Annotated in this window: 10 protein-coding genes, 3 tRNA genes and 3 rRNA genes; 10 read left to right on the forward strand and 6 right to left on the reverse strand. The window is 50.0% G+C overall.

All coding sequences use genetic code 11. From position 1 onward, the window contains the following. Nucleotides 1–26: 26 nt before the first annotated feature. The gene (gene yrfG, locus KDN34_RS00755) at nucleotides 27–695 is read right to left on the reverse strand and encodes a GMP/IMP nucleotidase (protein ID WP_212595078.1); all 669 of its coding nucleotides are present in this window, start codon (nucleotides 693–695) and stop codon (nucleotides 27–29) included. Between the two features lie 80 nt (nucleotides 696–775). Between yrfG and nudE the strand changes: the two genes are divergently transcribed. Then, nucleotides 776–1,333, forward strand: coding sequence for an ADP compounds hydrolase NudE (gene nudE / locus KDN34_RS00760; protein ID WP_212595079.1), 558 nt, complete (start codon nucleotides 776–778; stop codon nucleotides 1,331–1,333). 77 nt (nucleotides 1,334–1,410) lie between these two features. Further along, nucleotides 1,411–2,220 carry a 3'(2'),5'-bisphosphate nucleotidase CysQ gene (gene cysQ, locus KDN34_RS00765; RefSeq protein ID WP_212595080.1) on the forward strand — a complete coding sequence of 270 codons (810 nt, stop codon included), beginning with the start codon at nucleotides 1,411–1,413 and terminating at the stop codon, nucleotides 2,218–2,220. Here cysQ and mnmH read toward each other — a convergent pair. From mnmH to KDN34_RS00780, 3 genes are all read right to left on the reverse strand, one after another. Then, entirely contained in the window at nucleotides 2,217–3,326 is a 1,110-nt protein-coding gene (gene mnmH, locus KDN34_RS00770) for a tRNA 2-selenouridine(34) synthase MnmH (protein ID WP_212595081.1), read from the reverse strand. The genes cysQ and mnmH overlap by 4 nt on opposite strands. Further along, nucleotides 3,326–4,369, reverse strand: a complete 1,044-nt coding sequence (gene selD, locus KDN34_RS00775) for a selenide, water dikinase SelD (RefSeq protein ID WP_212596473.1) — start codon at nucleotides 4,367–4,369, stop codon at nucleotides 3,326–3,328. Before selD ends, mnmH begins: the two co-directional genes overlap by 1 nt. A gap of 94 nt (nucleotides 4,370–4,463) precedes the next feature. Continuing rightward, complete coding sequence (locus KDN34_RS00780) at nucleotides 4,464–5,573, reverse strand: acyl-CoA desaturase (protein WP_212595082.1); 1,110 nt, start codon at nucleotides 5,571–5,573, stop codon at nucleotides 4,464–4,466. Nucleotides 5,574–5,713: 140 nt separating this feature from the next. On the opposite strand from KDN34_RS00780, the gene fabR reads away from it, so the two are divergent. Continuing rightward, nucleotides 5,714–6,352, forward strand: coding sequence for an HTH-type transcriptional repressor FabR (fabR, locus tag KDN34_RS00785; RefSeq protein ID WP_212595083.1), 639 nt, complete (start codon nucleotides 5,714–5,716; stop codon nucleotides 6,350–6,352). Nucleotides 6,353–6,355: 3 nt separating this feature from the next. Here the strand turns inward: fabR and trmA are convergent, their stop codons facing one another. Then, the gene (trmA, locus tag KDN34_RS00790) at nucleotides 6,356–7,453 is read right to left on the reverse strand and encodes a tRNA (uridine(54)-C5)-methyltransferase TrmA (RefSeq protein WP_212596474.1); all 1,098 of its coding nucleotides are present in this window, start codon (nucleotides 7,451–7,453) and stop codon (nucleotides 6,356–6,358) included. Nucleotides 7,454–7,630: 177 nt separating this feature from the next. Here trmA and murI point away from each other — a divergent pair, with 177 nt between their 5' ends. Then, a complete protein-coding gene (murI, locus tag KDN34_RS00795) occupies nucleotides 7,631–8,416 on the forward strand; it encodes a glutamate racemase (RefSeq protein ID WP_212595084.1) in 786 nt (261 codons plus the stop codon). A gap of 2 nt (nucleotides 8,417–8,418) precedes the next feature. Here murI and KDN34_RS00800 read toward each other — a convergent pair whose 3' ends face one another. After that, the gene (locus KDN34_RS00800) at nucleotides 8,419–8,865 is read right to left on the reverse strand and encodes an RNA recognition motif domain-containing protein (RefSeq protein WP_212595085.1); all 447 of its coding nucleotides are present in this window, start codon (nucleotides 8,863–8,865) and stop codon (nucleotides 8,419–8,421) included. Between the two features lie 521 nt (nucleotides 8,866–9,386). On the opposite strand from KDN34_RS00800, the gene KDN34_RS00805 reads away from it, so the two are divergent. From KDN34_RS00805 to rrf, 6 genes are all read left to right on the forward strand, one after another. Next, nucleotides 9,387–10,929, forward strand: a 16S ribosomal RNA gene (locus KDN34_RS00805). Between the two features lie 70 nt (nucleotides 10,930–10,999). Then, nucleotides 11,000–11,076: transfer RNA gene (locus tag KDN34_RS00810), tRNA-Ile, on the forward strand. A gap of 216 nt (nucleotides 11,077–11,292) precedes the next feature. Further along, nucleotides 11,293–11,368: transfer RNA gene (locus KDN34_RS00815), tRNA-Ala, on the forward strand. A 251-nt stretch (nucleotides 11,369–11,619) separates the two neighbouring features. Then, a 23S ribosomal RNA gene (locus tag KDN34_RS00820) occupies nucleotides 11,620–14,508 on the forward strand. A gap of 128 nt (nucleotides 14,509–14,636) precedes the next feature. After that, nucleotides 14,637–14,712, forward strand: a tRNA-Val gene (locus KDN34_RS00825). Nucleotides 14,713–14,774: 62 nt separating this feature from the next. Continuing rightward, nucleotides 14,775–14,890 (forward strand): 5S ribosomal RNA (gene rrf / locus KDN34_RS00830). The 16S, 23S and 5S rRNA genes sit together here with 3 tRNA genes alongside, the layout of an rRNA operon. Nucleotides 14,891–14,892: the final 2 nt, after the last annotated feature.

A 14,892-nucleotide genomic window follows, 5' to 3' on the forward strand; every position in this document is an offset into this window, starting at 1 on the left:
TGTCCGGCCTTTTTTGTCGGCCAAGATTATTGCTGAAAGCATAAGTTTTGGGTGACCAGCGCGTAATCATCGGTTGCCGGAAACTGCTGAAACCGTTTTGTTGGCTGATGACTGTCTGGATTACTGATCCCCAATAGATAACCCACCCCCGCTTGACTGGCCGCATTGAGGATCTTTTCACTGTCATCCACAAATAAGCAGCGCGCTGGATCGAGCTGAAAACGTGCAAATACCTGGTGCCAGAATTGCGGCGACTCCTTCGGTACCCCCAACTGGTGACTGGACAGCATTGCGTCTAGGTGCCTGGCTAAATCGGTATGTTGCAGCTTGAGTTCAAGGCTATCGGGATGGGCATTAGTCAGCAAAATGCGCCGTTTGCCAGCTTGCTGCAACGATAATAAAAACGGCACGGTATCGCGCCGCAGGCGGATTTTATCGGTAATCGAATAATGTAACGCCAGAATATCCAGTTGCAGTTCCTGCGCCCAGTAATCAAGACAATACCAGTTGAGTGTCCCTTCCACCTGTTGATATGCCTGCTGCACTAACTGTTGGGCTTCACCACGGGTGATACCCCGCAGCCGGCTGAGGGTCTCGGGCACCAGTGACAACCAGAAATGATTGTCAAAATGCAGGTCCAGTAGCGTGCCGTCCATATCCAGCAACACAGTGTCGATTTGCGCCCAGGAGAACATTTCCGCCTCTGTTAATTCCTGCCAATTGGTATAACATTGTAACCTATATCACATTTCTGCAATTGGCAATCGAGGCCTTAATGAGTAAACGGCAGCAAAAGCCGGAAATTCTGCATAAGGAAACCGTCGCCCAAAGCCGGCTGTTTCATATTGAACAAGTGCATCTGCGGTTTTCCAATCAGCAAGAGCGATTCTATGAACGCATGAAAGGCGGTACGCGGGGCGCGGTAATGATCGTTCCGGTACTGCAGCGGCAATGGTTATTGCTGGGGCGCGAATATGCCGCAGGAACTGAACAATATGAACTGGGATTCCCCAAAGGTCTGATTGACCCGGGTGAGACTCCGGAGCAGGCTGCCAATAGAGAACTTCAGGAAGAGATCGGTTATGGCTGTCGTCAACTGATCCATCTGAAAGAGCTGAGTCTGGCACCGGGCTATTTTGCCAGCAAGATGCAAATTTTCTTGGCGGAAGACCTCTATGAAAGCCGCCTGGAAGGTGATGAACCGGAACCCATTGAAATGGTCAGCTGGGCGTTGCCGGATTGGCGCAGTTTGCTGGAACAAGGGGACTTTTCCGAATCTCGTAGTGTCAGTGCCTTGTTTTTGGCGCTGGATCGGCTGAAACTAAAAGTGTAATCGTTTAATTTTTATGATGTTGTGCCGCGAAACCGGCCGCTGACTTTAATTTCCTCCGCAGCGAGGTTGGAGTGGTTATGAAGCCAGAAGAGATGCTGGAACAAGTGATAGAGGTTGCCATTGAAGCGGGTAAAATGATCCGCGGCATATACCAGCAGGGTAGTTTTAAACGCGAGCTCAAAGACGATTTAACGCCGGTCACTTCCGCAGATATTGCGGCACATGAATTGATCACGTCACGGCTTACCACCTTAACGCCTGAGATCCCGGTACTATCTGAAGAAGCATCGGATATTCCTCTCGCAGAACGTGCCCAATGGTCCAGTTACTGGCTGGTCGACCCTTTGGATGGTACTGGCGAGTTTATTGCCGGCAGTGGTGACTTTTCGGTGATTATCGCCTTGGTTGAACATAATCGCCCGGTGTTAGGCGTGGTTTATGCGCCGATGACCGAACAGTGTTATTTCGCCGTGGCCGGACATGGTGCGTATAAACGTAGTCACGGCCAGCAACAACGCATTCATAGCCGTCAGCTGCATTCACAAGAACCTACCTTGCGATTGGCTATCAGCCGCCGTCAGGATCCTGCCAAGGTGCTCAGATTATTTCGGCAACCGGACAATTGCGAACTGTTGCCATTGGGTGGCGCGGCACTAAAGAGCTGCCTAGTGGCTGAAGGGCGGGCAGATTGCTACGTGCGTGTTGGCCCGACTGGGGAATGGGATACCGGTGCAGCACAAATCATTATCGAAGAGGCGGGCGGTAAGTTGCTGGATACAACCCTGCAACCACTGACGTATAACGAACGCGATACTCTGGAGAACCCCAACTTTATTGTAATGGGGGCTCCAGATCTCGCCTGGGATCAAATCCTACAAGCCAGTTAGCGTGGCGTCTGCTCATCCAGCCATTGATTAATCGCGCGCTGATCTCCACGAAAGACAATACGATCGGCCTTCTTTTGCAGCTGATATTCATACATGGGGTCGTAATATTTACCTAGCAGCAGTGCAATCCATTCCAAATGCAGCTCGGTATTATTGCGTTGTTGCTGTTCCTGCAAGGCGCGCTCAATTAATGCTAACAACTCTGTGGCATGCTGTTGGCCGAGTCTCCTGCTAATACCATTCACACTTTGTCGCAAGTACTGGGAAAACGACTCAAATCCCATTTCCTCGCCATCACGGACACAAAAATCGTGATGCATTTTATGTACATACTGTGCTAACAACCGCTGTAATCGGTCTTGTAATGAGGCTTCGAGAACAATGACGTTAGCCGCCTGCATGCCATCAAAGAAGGGTTTAGAAATGAAACAACGGCCCACCAGGTGACTTTCATCTTCAAGCAACAAGCAGCTGGTGCGACGTTGTTGATGCTGTAACAGCGCCAGTGCTAGATTATTTTCGAAGTTAATCTGCGTCGGCTGCGGGGTTACTTCTTTGCCAAAGCTCGAACCGCGGTGATTGGCTACCCCCTCAAGGTCGACGGCTTCCTCGGTACGCTGGTGGATCACCTCCGTTTTACCAGAGCCTGTGATGCCACTGAGGATCAGCATTTGTGGCGCTAATGCGGGATCTTCAATCGTCTGGATCAGAAACTGGCGCATCCCTTTGTAACCGCCAGCGATATAAGGAATATCACGACCAGCTTCTTGCAACCATGATTGTGAAATCTGCGACCGCATGCCGCCACGGAAGCAATAAAAATAGGCATCGGGATGTTGTTGGCAAAACGCCAACCAGGCATCGACCCTGGCAGCCTTGACTGCACCTTGCACCAGTTGATGGCCTAAAGCTAACGCTGCAGTTGGGCCATGTTGCTTATAACAAGTGCCGACCTGCTGGCGCTCGTCATCGGTCATCAACGGCAGATTATGGCTACTGGCAAAGGCACCTTTAGTGAATTCCACTGGTGCCCGTAGGTCTATTAGCGGTCGCTTGCTCAGAAATATCGCGCGATACTCTGACGCAGGAATAACATTTTGAGCCATTATCGTATGTTGATCCATTCGGCCTGTTGGCTACGCTCAGATAAGCTGCCAATCCGATATCCAGTGATCAGTTGCGTAGCGAGTACATCAAGCAGTGCCGCTTCCTGGTCTGGCGCTACAGCAATCAGTAGGCCGCCGCTGGTCTGGGGGTCGCACAGCAAAGCCTGTTGTTCTTCAGTCAGCACAGGTAGCTGCCCACCATAGCTGTCGAAATTGCGGTGTGTGCCGCCTGGGACGCAACCTTGTGCCAGATACTCACGCGCTTTAGGTAGTAACGGTAATGCGTCAACGCTGATTGATGCTGACAGATTAGCACCTTGGCAAACTTCCAGTAGATGACCCGCCAGCCCAAAACCGGTGACATCGGTCATCGCATGCACACCTGCTAAACGTGCAACTTCTGCTCCGACTTTATTGAGCTGACACATCGCATTTGGCGCAATGAGCGCATCCTCATCGGCCAATTTTTTCTGCTTTTGTGCTGTGGTGAGAATTCCAATCCCCAGTGGTTTGGTGAGGTAAAGAATATCACCTGCATGCGCGGTATCGTTTTGTTTCAGATGCCGCAGATCGACCTTGCCGGTGACAGCTAGCCCGAAAATAGGTTCTGGCGCATCAATGCTATGACCGCCCGCTAGCATAATCCCAGCATCAGCGCAGGCCTGACGACCACCATCGACCACTTGTTGCGCGATTTCGGGCGGCAGCTTATTCACTGGCCAGCCCAGGATAGCGATTGCCATAATAGGCGTACCGCCCATGGCATAGACATCACTGATAGCATTGGTGGCAGCAATACGGCCAAAGGTAAAAGGATCGTCGACTATCGGCATGAAGAAATCGGTGGTGCTGATGATGCCTGTGTGTTCATCCAGCTGATATACCGCAGCATCATCACGGGTTTGATTGCCTACAAGCAGGTTAGGATCGGTAAAACCGGGCAGCTGAGATGCCAGAATAGTGGTGAGCACCTTTGGAGAAATTTTGCAGCCGCAGCCAGCTCCGTGGCTGTACTCGGTAAGTTTGATAGGGCTGTCAGACATCATAAACTCCATACACGTTTGACGAGTCCCTGATCTTAACCTTATACGGCCACAGTACAAGCTGGCCGTGTCGCGATTACGGATAAATTAGCGGTTAGGCGCCAAGATTAGCGGTCAGTCGTTGCCAGTTGCGTCGTTGTAGCTGGAATCGCCGTTTCAGTTCTGCAACTTGCGGTAACAGATGATCATGAGCTAACTGCTGACGCTTGGCCTCAAGCAGATGTTTTTTCACTTCATAGTAGGCAATGAGGTGTTGTTTCAGCTCCTCGTACTCCCGTTGCAGTTTGTCCAGCAGCTCATCGGCATTGCTCAAATTCAGTAGCCGTTGCTGAGTCTGCTTTAACTGCATCTGTAGCAATGCAGCATCAATTTTTTCCTGCGGCACGCGGCGTAACTCCCCGGCTAAGCCACACCAGGACAGACCTCGGATTAGCCACTTGGTCGGATCGTAGTGCCACCAACGGATGCCATTGCGATAGTCATGTTCAAAAATATGGTGAAAGTTATGATAGCCTTCGCCATAGGTGAGCAATGCCAGGATCCCGTTGTCCCGCGCGGTATTGCGGTCGGTATACGGCTGCTTACCCCACACATGCGCGAGAGAGTTAATGAAAAAAGTACAGTGATGCACTACGACTAACCGTAGCAGCCCCGCGAGCAACAACATGGAGATAATGTCGCCATGTAGCCAGCCTAGCACCAGTGGTAGACCGATATTCATCGCTGCTGCCAACCACAGATAATATTTGTGCTGCCACATGACCACCTGATCCTGTTGCAGATCGCGCGCGTTACTGTAATCGTTGTAGCGTTCCGGCTGATATTCTCGCAGCATCCACCCGATATGACTGAACCAGAAACCCCTGTTAGCTGAATATGGGTCTTTGTCGTTGTTGTCCACATGCTTGTGGTGTATCCGGTGATCAGAGGCCCAGTGCAGCGCACTGTTCTGAAATGCCAGGGCTCCGCCGAGAGCGTACAGCACTTTCACTGCCGGGTGTGCTTTGTAGGCCTTATGCGACCATAATCGATGATAACCAGCGGTTATCGATAAGCCGGCGGCAAAGGCCAATATGATAAACCAGGCCCATTCGACGGCGTCAAACCCATGATTCAACCCTCGCCAAGGCACTAGGATAGCCGCGCCAACAAAAGTCGTAACGAAGAAAATGATGTTGGTCCAGATGAGGGGTGGCTGCTTCATATATGTCATCCCATAATGTTTTGGCTTACAAGTGTAAGCTAAAATGTGAGTTTAAGACAATCACACCTTTCGTCTAAGAGACTTTGCTTATCAGGTAAACTAGGTATTATTGGCTGACTGTTAAAGATCAGGTGAAAAACATGGGTGTAAGAGCGCAACAGAAAGAGAAAACGCGTCGGGCATTGGTCGATGCAGCATTTATTCAGCTAAGTGCTGAACGTAGTTTTTCCAGTCTGAGTTTGCGCGAAGTTGCCCGTGAAGCCAATATTGCTCCGACCTCCTTCTATCGCCATTTTAAAGATATGAATGAATTGGGCCTGACGATGGTGGACGAAGGTGGCCTGGCACTGCGACAGATGATGCGTAAAGGCCGTCAACGAGCGGAAGCCGGCGGCAGTGTCATTCGTATTTCTGTCGAAACCTTTATGGAAGTACTGGAATCCAATCCCAACGTATTTCGCATTTTGCTGCATGAACGTTCTGGAACCTCTGCGGCCTTTCGCGCCGCAGTTGAAAGAGAGATTGAACACTTTATCTCAGAGCTGTCCCACTACATTGAAGATTCGGCAGGGCGCAGTCCAGACCTGGCCCGCGAACAAGCGGAAGCATTAGTCACCCTGGTATTTAATGCCGGAGCAGCGGCACTGGATATGAAACGGTCGGACCGAAAACTGCTGGCAGATCGGCTGGTGACACAATTACGTATGGTGGTAAAAGGCGCGGAAGCATTGCAGCAGAAACGCGACAATCCAGAACTGCGTTCCCGCTTGCTGCGCTAACGATTATTTTCGCTGTAACAACACTCCAGCTTCAACATGTTCGGTATAAGGAAACTGATCAAACAGTGCAAAACGCGCTATACGATGGGTGCGGCATAACTGCGTCAGGTTTTCCTTCAGAGTTTCCGGGTTACAAGAAATGTACAAAATATTGTCATAGCCCTGCACCATATCAACAGTTTGCTGATCCAGTCCTGCACGAGGCGGATCCACAAAAATAGTATTGCAATCGTAACTGTTAAGATCAATCCCTTCCAGTCGCCGGAATTGACGCTCGCGGGTCATCGCCGCAGAAAATTCCTCGGCTGACATGCGGATGATTTGCAGATTGGCAATTTGATTGGCTTCAATATTGTACTGGGCGGATTCTACCGAAGGCTTGGCCAGCTCTGTCGCCAGCACTTTGCCGAAATTTTGTGCCAGCGCGATAGAGAAATTGCCGTTCCCGCAATACAGTTCGAGTAAATCACCACGGCTATTACGGGTACAATCCTGTGCCCACTCCAGCATCTTGCAAGCAACCCCCGCATTGGGCTGGGTGAAACTGTTTTCCACCTGCTTATAGTCAAATTGCTCATTGTTTACTGGCAACGTCTCAATGACAAAGTCACGATCCAACAGGACTTTCTGCTTACGTGCTCGGCCAATCAAATCCACCTTAAAACGACTTGATAGTCGCTGCTTCAGCGCTGCCGCTTCCGCTTGCCAGACATCATCCAGTTGGCGGTGATAGAGTAGTGATACCAGAATGTCACCAGACAGCGTAGAGAGAAAGTCCACCTGAAATAGTCGATGGCGCAAAGCTGGATTGGGTTTCAGTTCATCAACCAACGCCAGCATCATCTGATTAATCAGGGCACTTGCGGGCAGAAATTGATCACAGCGGACCGGTTGTTTTGCCTGTTGGTCATAAACACAGAAATACAGATCGTCACCGTCATGCCATACGCGAAACTCAGCGCGCATTCGATAATGCTGCGGTTGCGATGGGAAAACTTCTAGCAGTGGCGGCGAAAACTCGGCAAAAGACTGCTGCAGTAAATGGCGCTTTTGTTCTAGTTGTTCACCATAGCGTTCTGGCACCATTGCATCTAAATTCATCACAGTCTCTCTTGTCTAAAACGGGGCGCAAATATTATACATAGCTGCGCCTGAGCTCAAGTTCTCAACGGGAAACTGCGGTGTCACTTTGCAGTTTTAATGGCGCTGTGAAACAATATCCGGCCTTAAACAGCCGCAAATTGGTTGTTGTTAGGTTTATATCCCCAGAGGCATATCTTGTCACACACAATTCTGGTTTTTGATTCAGGTGTTGGTGGACTGTCAGTTCTGCAGGAAATCCGCCAGCTTATCCCCGGCCAGCATTATCATTACCTGTTTGATAACGCACGTTTGCCGTATGGAGAACTGAGCGAGGCTGAATTAATCTCAGGTTGCGTGGCGCTGATCGAACCTATGGTCACCCGTCTGGCGGCCGATATTGTGGTCATCGCATGCAATACCGCAAGTACTCTTATTCTACCTGCACTCAGACAGTGCCTAAGTGTGCCGGTAGTCGGTGTTGTGCCGGCGATTAAGCCCGCGGCGCAATTATCGAAATCGCACCATATAGGATTATTAGCGACGCCCGGCACGATCAAGCGCGAATACACCCATGAACTGATCCGCAAATTTGCCGATGACTGCCGGGTAGAATTATTTGGTTCTTCCGAACTGGTGATGCTGGCAGAACAAAAAATTGCCGGTCTGGAACCCTCGCCGCAGCAATTACAAAAACTGCTCGCTCCCATCACTCAGTCATCACTGGATGTGCTGGTGTTAGGCTGTACACATTTCCCTATGTTGAAAGCCGAGATCAGCCAGATTCTTGGTGACCAAGTGACGTTATTGGATTCGGGAACAGCCATTGCGCGGCGGGTAAGAGATTTATTGCCTGCGGGTGAAGAAAATCCAGAAGATGAAACCGCTGTTGCTTATTACACAACAGCGGCAATATCAGAAGGGCTTACGCTAAGCCTAAAAAAACTGGGCTTCAGTAAAATCGAAAACATTAAGAGCGAGTAACGCTACTCGTTATCGCTGTCACTGTCCTGCGATTTAGCTTCACGCACTTTTAGCGTTCTTTCCTGGAAGGTGTAGTCATTTAATTTTGCCAGTGCTTGCTGACCACCTTTTTCGGCGATTTCCACAAAGCCGAAACCTTTACGCCTTCCAGTTTTACGGTCACGAACTAAACGTACGGAGTTCACCGGGCCATATTTTTCAAAAAGCGCTTTAACTTCAACTTCATTGACACGATAAGGCAAATTACCGACATAAAGCGTCATTATGGGCCCTTTATATGGCTCCGCGGTTGAAGTGGTATTCGCGGAAGCCAGCGTAGCGCAAATAATAGCAGTAATAATCGCCCCGGCAGCAAAACCCATATAGGACGGTAGCTGAGGAATAAAGAAATAGATCGCCAGCGCACCTAAAACAGCGACAAGTAAAGCGATAAGCAATGACTTTTGCATAAAAATAAAATCTCGATGAAACGAAAATGATAAAATAGTGTTAACAACCGTCGCTATGGTAATGAATTATTTAGTGTTAAACCAGACTTTTGCCGGAAAAGTGACCATCGCTCGCAAAATTTGTAGATAACTGTAGTTTTAAAACTTAATTGCCCTATTTAACGGTTCTCAAAAACCTCTCTGGATAAAAGATCGGCGACCGATTCAAAGCACTCAAAAAAGATCTTGCACCACCAAACTTCACGCCTATAATGCACCCCACACCGACAGACAGCGCGAACTTCTGAGTTCAAACATTAATGTCGAGTGATAAAGTCCTCAATTAAATCAAACTTTACTTGACGACTAAGGGTATTAGCGTAAAATACGCAGCCCCAAATGTGCAGAAATGTGCATTTCGCTCTTTAACAAAATATCAAGCAATCTGTGTGGGCACTCGCAGTGAATGAATCGCAAAACGATTTAAAACTCACTGAAGAGTGTTCGAACAAAGAACAGTCATTCATAGAGTCTAAAACTTTTAATTGAAGAGTTTGATCATGGCTCAGATTGAACGCTGGCGGCAGGCCTAACACATGCAAGTCGAGCGGCAGCGGGAAGTAGCTTGCTACTTTGCCGGCGAGCGGCGGACGGGTGAGTAATGCCTGGGAATTTGCCCATTCGAGGGGGATAACAGTTGGAAACGACTGCTAATACCGCATACGCCCTAAGGGGGAAAGCAGGGGAACTTCGGTCCTTGCGCGAATGGATAAGCCCAGGTGGGATTAGCTAGTTGGTGAGGTAAGGGCTCACCAAGGCGACGATCTCTAGCTGGTCTGAGAGGATGATCAGCCACACTGGAACTGAGACACGGTCCAGACTCCTACGGGAGGCAGCAGTGGGGAATATTGCACAATGGGGGAAACCCTGATGCAGCCATGCCGCGTGTGTGAAGAAGGCCTTCGGGTTGTAAAGCACTTTCAGTCAGGAGGAAGGGTGTTGAGTTAATACCTCAACGCATTGACGTTACTGACAGAAGAAGCACCGGCTAACTCCGTGCCAGCAGCCGCGGTAATACGGAGGGTGCAAGCGTTAATCGGAATTACTGGGCGTAAAGCGTGCGCAGGCGGTTTGTTAAGCGAGATGTGAAAGCCCCGGGCTCAACCTGGGAATCGCATTTCGAACTGACAGACTAGAGTCTTGTAGAGGGGGGTAGAATTCCAGGTGTAGCGGTGAAATGCGTAGAGATCTGGAGGAATACCGGTGGCGAAGGCGGCCCCCTGGACAAAGACTGACGCTCAGGCACGAAAGCGTGGGGAGCAAACAGGATTAGATACCCTGGTAGTCCACGCCGTAAACGATGTCTACTCGGAGTTTGGTGTCTTGAACACTGGGCTCTCAAGCTAACGCATTAAGTAGACCGCCTGGGGAGTACGGCCGCAAGGTTAAAACTCAAATGAATTGACGGGGGCCCGCACAAGCGGTGGAGCATGTGGTTTAATTCGATGCAACGCGAAGAACCTTACCTACTCTTGACATCCAGAGAATTATCCAGAGATGGATTAGTGCCTTCGGGAACTCTGAGACAGGTGCTGCATGGCTGTCGTCAGCTCGTGTTGTGAAATGTTGGGTTAAGTCCCGCAACGAGCGCAACCCTTATCCTTACTTGCCAGCGGGTAATGCCGGGAACTGTAGGGAGACTGCCGGTGATAAACCGGAGGAAGGTGGGGACGACGTCAAGTCATCATGGCCCTTACGAGTAGGGCTACACACGTGCTACAATGGACAGTACAGAGGGAAGCAAAGCGGCGACGTGGAGCGGAACCCAAAAAGCTGTTCGTAGTCCGGATTGGAGTCTGCAACTCGACTCCATGAAGTCGGAATCGCTAGTAATCGTGGATCAGAATGCCACGGTGAATACGTTCCCGGGCCTTGTACACACCGCCCGTCACACCATGGGAGTGGTTTGCAAAAGAAGTAGCTAGCTTAACCTTCGGGGGGGCGGTTACCACTTTGTGGATCATGACTGGGGTGAAGTCGTAACAAGGTAGCCCTAGGGGAACCTGGGGCTGGATCACCTCCTTACCTAAACGATGAAATTTGTTGTGAGTGTTCACACAGATTGCTTGATAGACGAAGAGCGAAAACAGTAAGTGGGTCTGTAGCTCAGGTGGTTAGAGCGTACGCCTGATAAGCGTAAGGTCGGTGGTTCGAGTCCACTCAGACCCACCAATCTTGTTAATGCTGCGTTGTATCGGTCGTCGTTTACTGATGTAAACGTCCTCCCAATACGCCTTGCCTGAACAAGATTAACCTTACAAGATAACGCAGAGATTTTTGCTTAAATCCAGGCGTGCAACTGACAAGTGAGGGCGCATACAGGAGTATGTAACCGAACGAGGATAGGCCGCACAACGCCGAGTTAAGGAAAAATAGCAAGTTAGAAATGGGGCTATAGCTCAGCTGGGAGAGCGCCTGCTTTGCACGCAGGAGGTCTGCGGTTCGATCCCGCATAGCTCCACCATTTTCATGGTGAGACTGTTTTCGTTTTATGGTCATGGAAATGCCAAAGATAAGTGAACAATTTATCTTTGGCTTTTTTAAGCCCGCTCTTTAACAATTTGGAAAGCTGATAGTAGAGATTAAATAGCAATATTTAATCAAAATGAGTTCTCAAAATACTTCAATCAAGTGTTTTGATATTCATATCAAGGCGAAAGAAAAACCAACGGGTCGTGCATACGGCGTGGTTGAGGAAACTCATCCGGGTTGTATGGTTAAGCGACTAAGCGTATACGGTGGATGCCTTGGCAGTCAGAGGCGATGAAGGACGTGTTAATCTGCGAAAAGCTGTGGTGAGGTGATAAAAGCCAATTGAGCCACAGATGTCCGAATGGGGGAACCCACTTGCATAAGCAAGTATCTGCATGTGAATCCATAGCATGCAGAGGCGAACCGGGAGAACTGAAACATCTAAGTACCCCGAGGAAAAGAAATCAACCGAGATTCCCCTAGTAGCGGCGAGCGAACGGGGACCAGCCCTTAAGTCATTGGGGTGTTAGTGGAAGGTGTTGGAAAGCACCACGGTACAGGGTGATAGTCCCGTACACGACAACTAACCGATGATGAAAACGAGTAAGGCGACACACGTGGTATGTTGTCTGAAGATGGGGGGACCATCCTCCAAGGCTAAATACTCCTGACTGACCGATAGTGAACCAGTACCGTGAGGGAAAGGCGAAAAGAACCCCTGTGAGGGGAGTGAAATAGAACCTGAAACCGTATACGTACAAGCAGTGGGAGCGGTTTTTGAGACCGTGACTGCGTACCTTTTGTATAATGGGTCAGCGACTTACATTTAGTAGCGAGGTTAAGCGAATAGCGGAGCCGTAGGGAAACCGAGTGTTAACTGCGCGAATAGTTGCTAGGTGTAGACCCGAACCCCGGTGATCTAGCCATGGGCAGGTTGAAGATTGAGTAACATCAATTGGAGGACCGAACACACGTCTGTTGAAAAAGACGGTGATGACCTGTGGCTGGGGGTGAAAGGCCAATCAAACCGGGAGATATCTGGTTCTCCTCGAAAGCTATTTAGGTAGCGCCTCGAGCGAATACCATTGGGGGTAGAGCACTGTTAAGACTAGGGGGTCATCCCGACTTACCAACTCTTTGCAAACTCCGAATACCAATGAGTACTACTCGGGAGACAGACGGCGGGTGCTAACGTCCGTCGTCAAAAGGGAAACAACCCAGACCGTCAGCTAAGGTCCCAAAGTTATTGCTAAGTGGGAAACGATGTGGGAAGGCTTAGACAGCTAGGATGTTGGCTTAGAAGCAGCCATCATTTAAAGAAAGCGTAATAGCTCACTAGTCGAGTCGGCCTGCGCGGAAGATGTAACGGGGCTAAGCAATACACCGAAGCTACGGGTTCATACTATGTATGAGCGGTAGAGGAGCGTTCTGTAAGCGGATGAAGGTGAAGGGGTAACCCACACTGGACGTATCAGAAGTGCGAATGCTGACATGAGTAACGATAATGGGGGTGAAAAACCTCCACGCCGAAAGACCAAGGGTTCCTGTCCAACGTTAATCGGGGCAGGGTGAGTCGACCCCTAAGGCGAGGCCGAAAGGCGTAGTCGATGGGAAACGGGTTAATATTCCCGTACTTCTGCTAACTGCGATGGAGAGACGGAGAAGGCTAGGCCAGCGCGGCGACGGTCGTCCGCGTTTAAGGTTGTAGGTAGTGTGCTTAGGCAAATCCGGGCACATAATACTGAGGGCTGATGACGAGTCACTAAGGTGATGAAGTGGTTAATGCCAAGCTTCCAGGAAAATCTTCTAAGCTTCAGGTTAGCAGGAATCGTACCCCAAACCGACACAGGTGGTCGGGTAGAGAATACCAAGGCGCTTGAGAGAACTCGGCTGAAGGAACTAGGCAAAATGGTACCGTAACTTCGGGAGAAGGTACGCTCTTGTTGGTGATGAGACTTGCTCTCTAAGCTGACGGGAGTCGCAGATACCAGCTGGCTGCAACTGTTTATCAAAAACACAGCACTGTGCGAACTCGCAAGAGGAAGTATACGGTGTGACGCCTGCCCGGTGCCGGAAGGTTAATTGATTGGGTCATCTTCGGAGAAGCTCATGATCGAAGCCCCGGTAAACGGCGGCCGTAACTATAACGGTCCTAAGGTAGCGAAATTCCTTGTCGGGTAAGTTCCGACCTGCACGAATGGCGTAATGATGGCCAGGCTGTCTCCAGCCGAGACTCAGTGAAGTTGAAATTGCGGTGAAGATGCCGTATACCCGCGGCTAGACGGAAAGACCCCGTGAACCTTTACTATAGCTTGGCACTGAACATTGACCCTGCATGTGTAGGATAGGTGGGAGACTAAGAAGTTGGGACGCTAGTCCTGATGGAGTCGACCTTGAAATACCACCCTTGCAGTGTTGATGTTCTAACCTTGGTCCCTTATCGGGATTAGGGACAGTGCCTGGTGGGTAGTTTGACTGGGGCGGTCTCCTCCTAAAGAGTAACGGAGGAGCACGAAGGTTGGCTAAGTACGGTCGGACATCGTACGGTTAGTGTAATGGCACAAGCCAGCTTAACTGCGAGACAGACACGTCGAGCAGGTGCGAAAGCAGGTCATAGTGATCCGGTGGTTCTGAATGGAAGGGCCATCGCTCAACGGATAAAAGGTACTCCGGGGATAACAGGCTGATACCGCCCAAGAGTTCATATCGACGGCGGTGTTTGGCACCTCGATGTCGGCTCATCACATCCTGGGGCTGAAGTCGGTCCCAAGGGTATGGCTGTTCGCCATTTAAAGTGGTACGCGAGCTGGGTTCAGAACGTCGTGAGACAGTTCGGTCCCTATCTGCCGTGGGCGTTGGAAGATTGAGGGGGGTTGCTCCTAGTACGAGAGGACCGGAGTGAACGAACCGCTGGTGTTCGGGTTGTCATGCCAATGGCATTGCCCGGTAGCTATGTTCGGAATTGATAAACGCTGAAAGCATCTAAGCGTGAAGCGAGCCCCAAGATGAGTCTTCCCTTGGACCTTGAGTCCACTGAAGAGCCGTTCGAGACCAGGACGTAGATAGGCAGGGTGTGTAAGCGTTGTGAGGCGTTTAGCTAACCTGTACTAATGACTCGAGAGGCTTAACCATACAACCCAGATGGGTTTTACTGAAAACATTCCAGATGTTTTCTAGCACTTCCTCCATCCCTGGAGGTCGTTAACCTTGAATGAATATGAATGCTTGGTTGAAGTAGAGAACGAACTACTCACAGATAAGGTCGCTTAGCTCAGCTGGGAGAGCACCTGCCTTACAAGCAGGGGGTCACTGGTTCGAACCCAGTAGCGACCACCATTATTTGACAGCTTTCCGGATTGGTTGTTTTTGCAGATATGCGGAAACAACAACAGAATTTGTCTGGTGACAATAGCATTGTGGTCCCACCTGAACCCATTCCGAACTCAGAAGTGAAACACAATCGCGCCGATGGTAGTGTGGGGTCTCCCCATGTGAGAGTAGGTCATCGCCAGACGC

The sequence above is a fragment of the Shewanella yunxiaonensis genome (assembly GCF_018223345.1).
Lineage (GTDB): Bacteria > Pseudomonadota > Gammaproteobacteria > Enterobacterales > Shewanellaceae > Shewanella > Shewanella yunxiaonensis.

Bases quoted from the DNA above. Each gene is read 5' to 3' on its own strand.
- yrfG (WP_212595078.1), bottom strand. From the start codon at position 695: ATGTTCTCCTGGGCGCAAATCGACACTGTGTTGCTGGATATGGACGGC.
- nudE (WP_212595079.1), top strand. From the start codon at position 776: ATGAGTAAACGGCAGCAAAAGCCGGAAATTCTGCATAAGGAAACCGTC.
- cysQ (WP_212595080.1), top strand. From the start codon at position 1,411: ATGAAGCCAGAAGAGATGCTGGAACAAGTGATAGAGGTTGCCATTGAA.
- mnmH (WP_212595081.1), bottom strand. From the start codon at position 3,326: ATGGCTCAAAATGTTATTCCTGCGTCAGAGTATCGCGCGATATTTCTG.
- selD (WP_212596473.1), bottom strand. From the start codon at position 4,369: ATGTCTGACAGCCCTATCAAACTTACCGAGTACAGCCACGGAGCTGGC.
- KDN34_RS00780 (WP_212595082.1), bottom strand. From the start codon at position 5,573: ATGAAGCAGCCACCCCTCATCTGGACCAACATCATTTTCTTCGTTACG.
- fabR (WP_212595083.1), top strand. From the start codon at position 5,714: ATGGGTGTAAGAGCGCAACAGAAAGAGAAAACGCGTCGGGCATTGGTC.
- trmA (WP_212596474.1), bottom strand. From the start codon at position 7,453: ATGAATTTAGATGCAATGGTGCCAGAACGCTATGGTGAACAACTAGAA.
- KDN34_RS00800 (WP_212595085.1), bottom strand. From the start codon at position 8,865: ATGCAAAAGTCATTGCTTATCGCTTTACTTGTCGCTGTTTTAGGTGCG.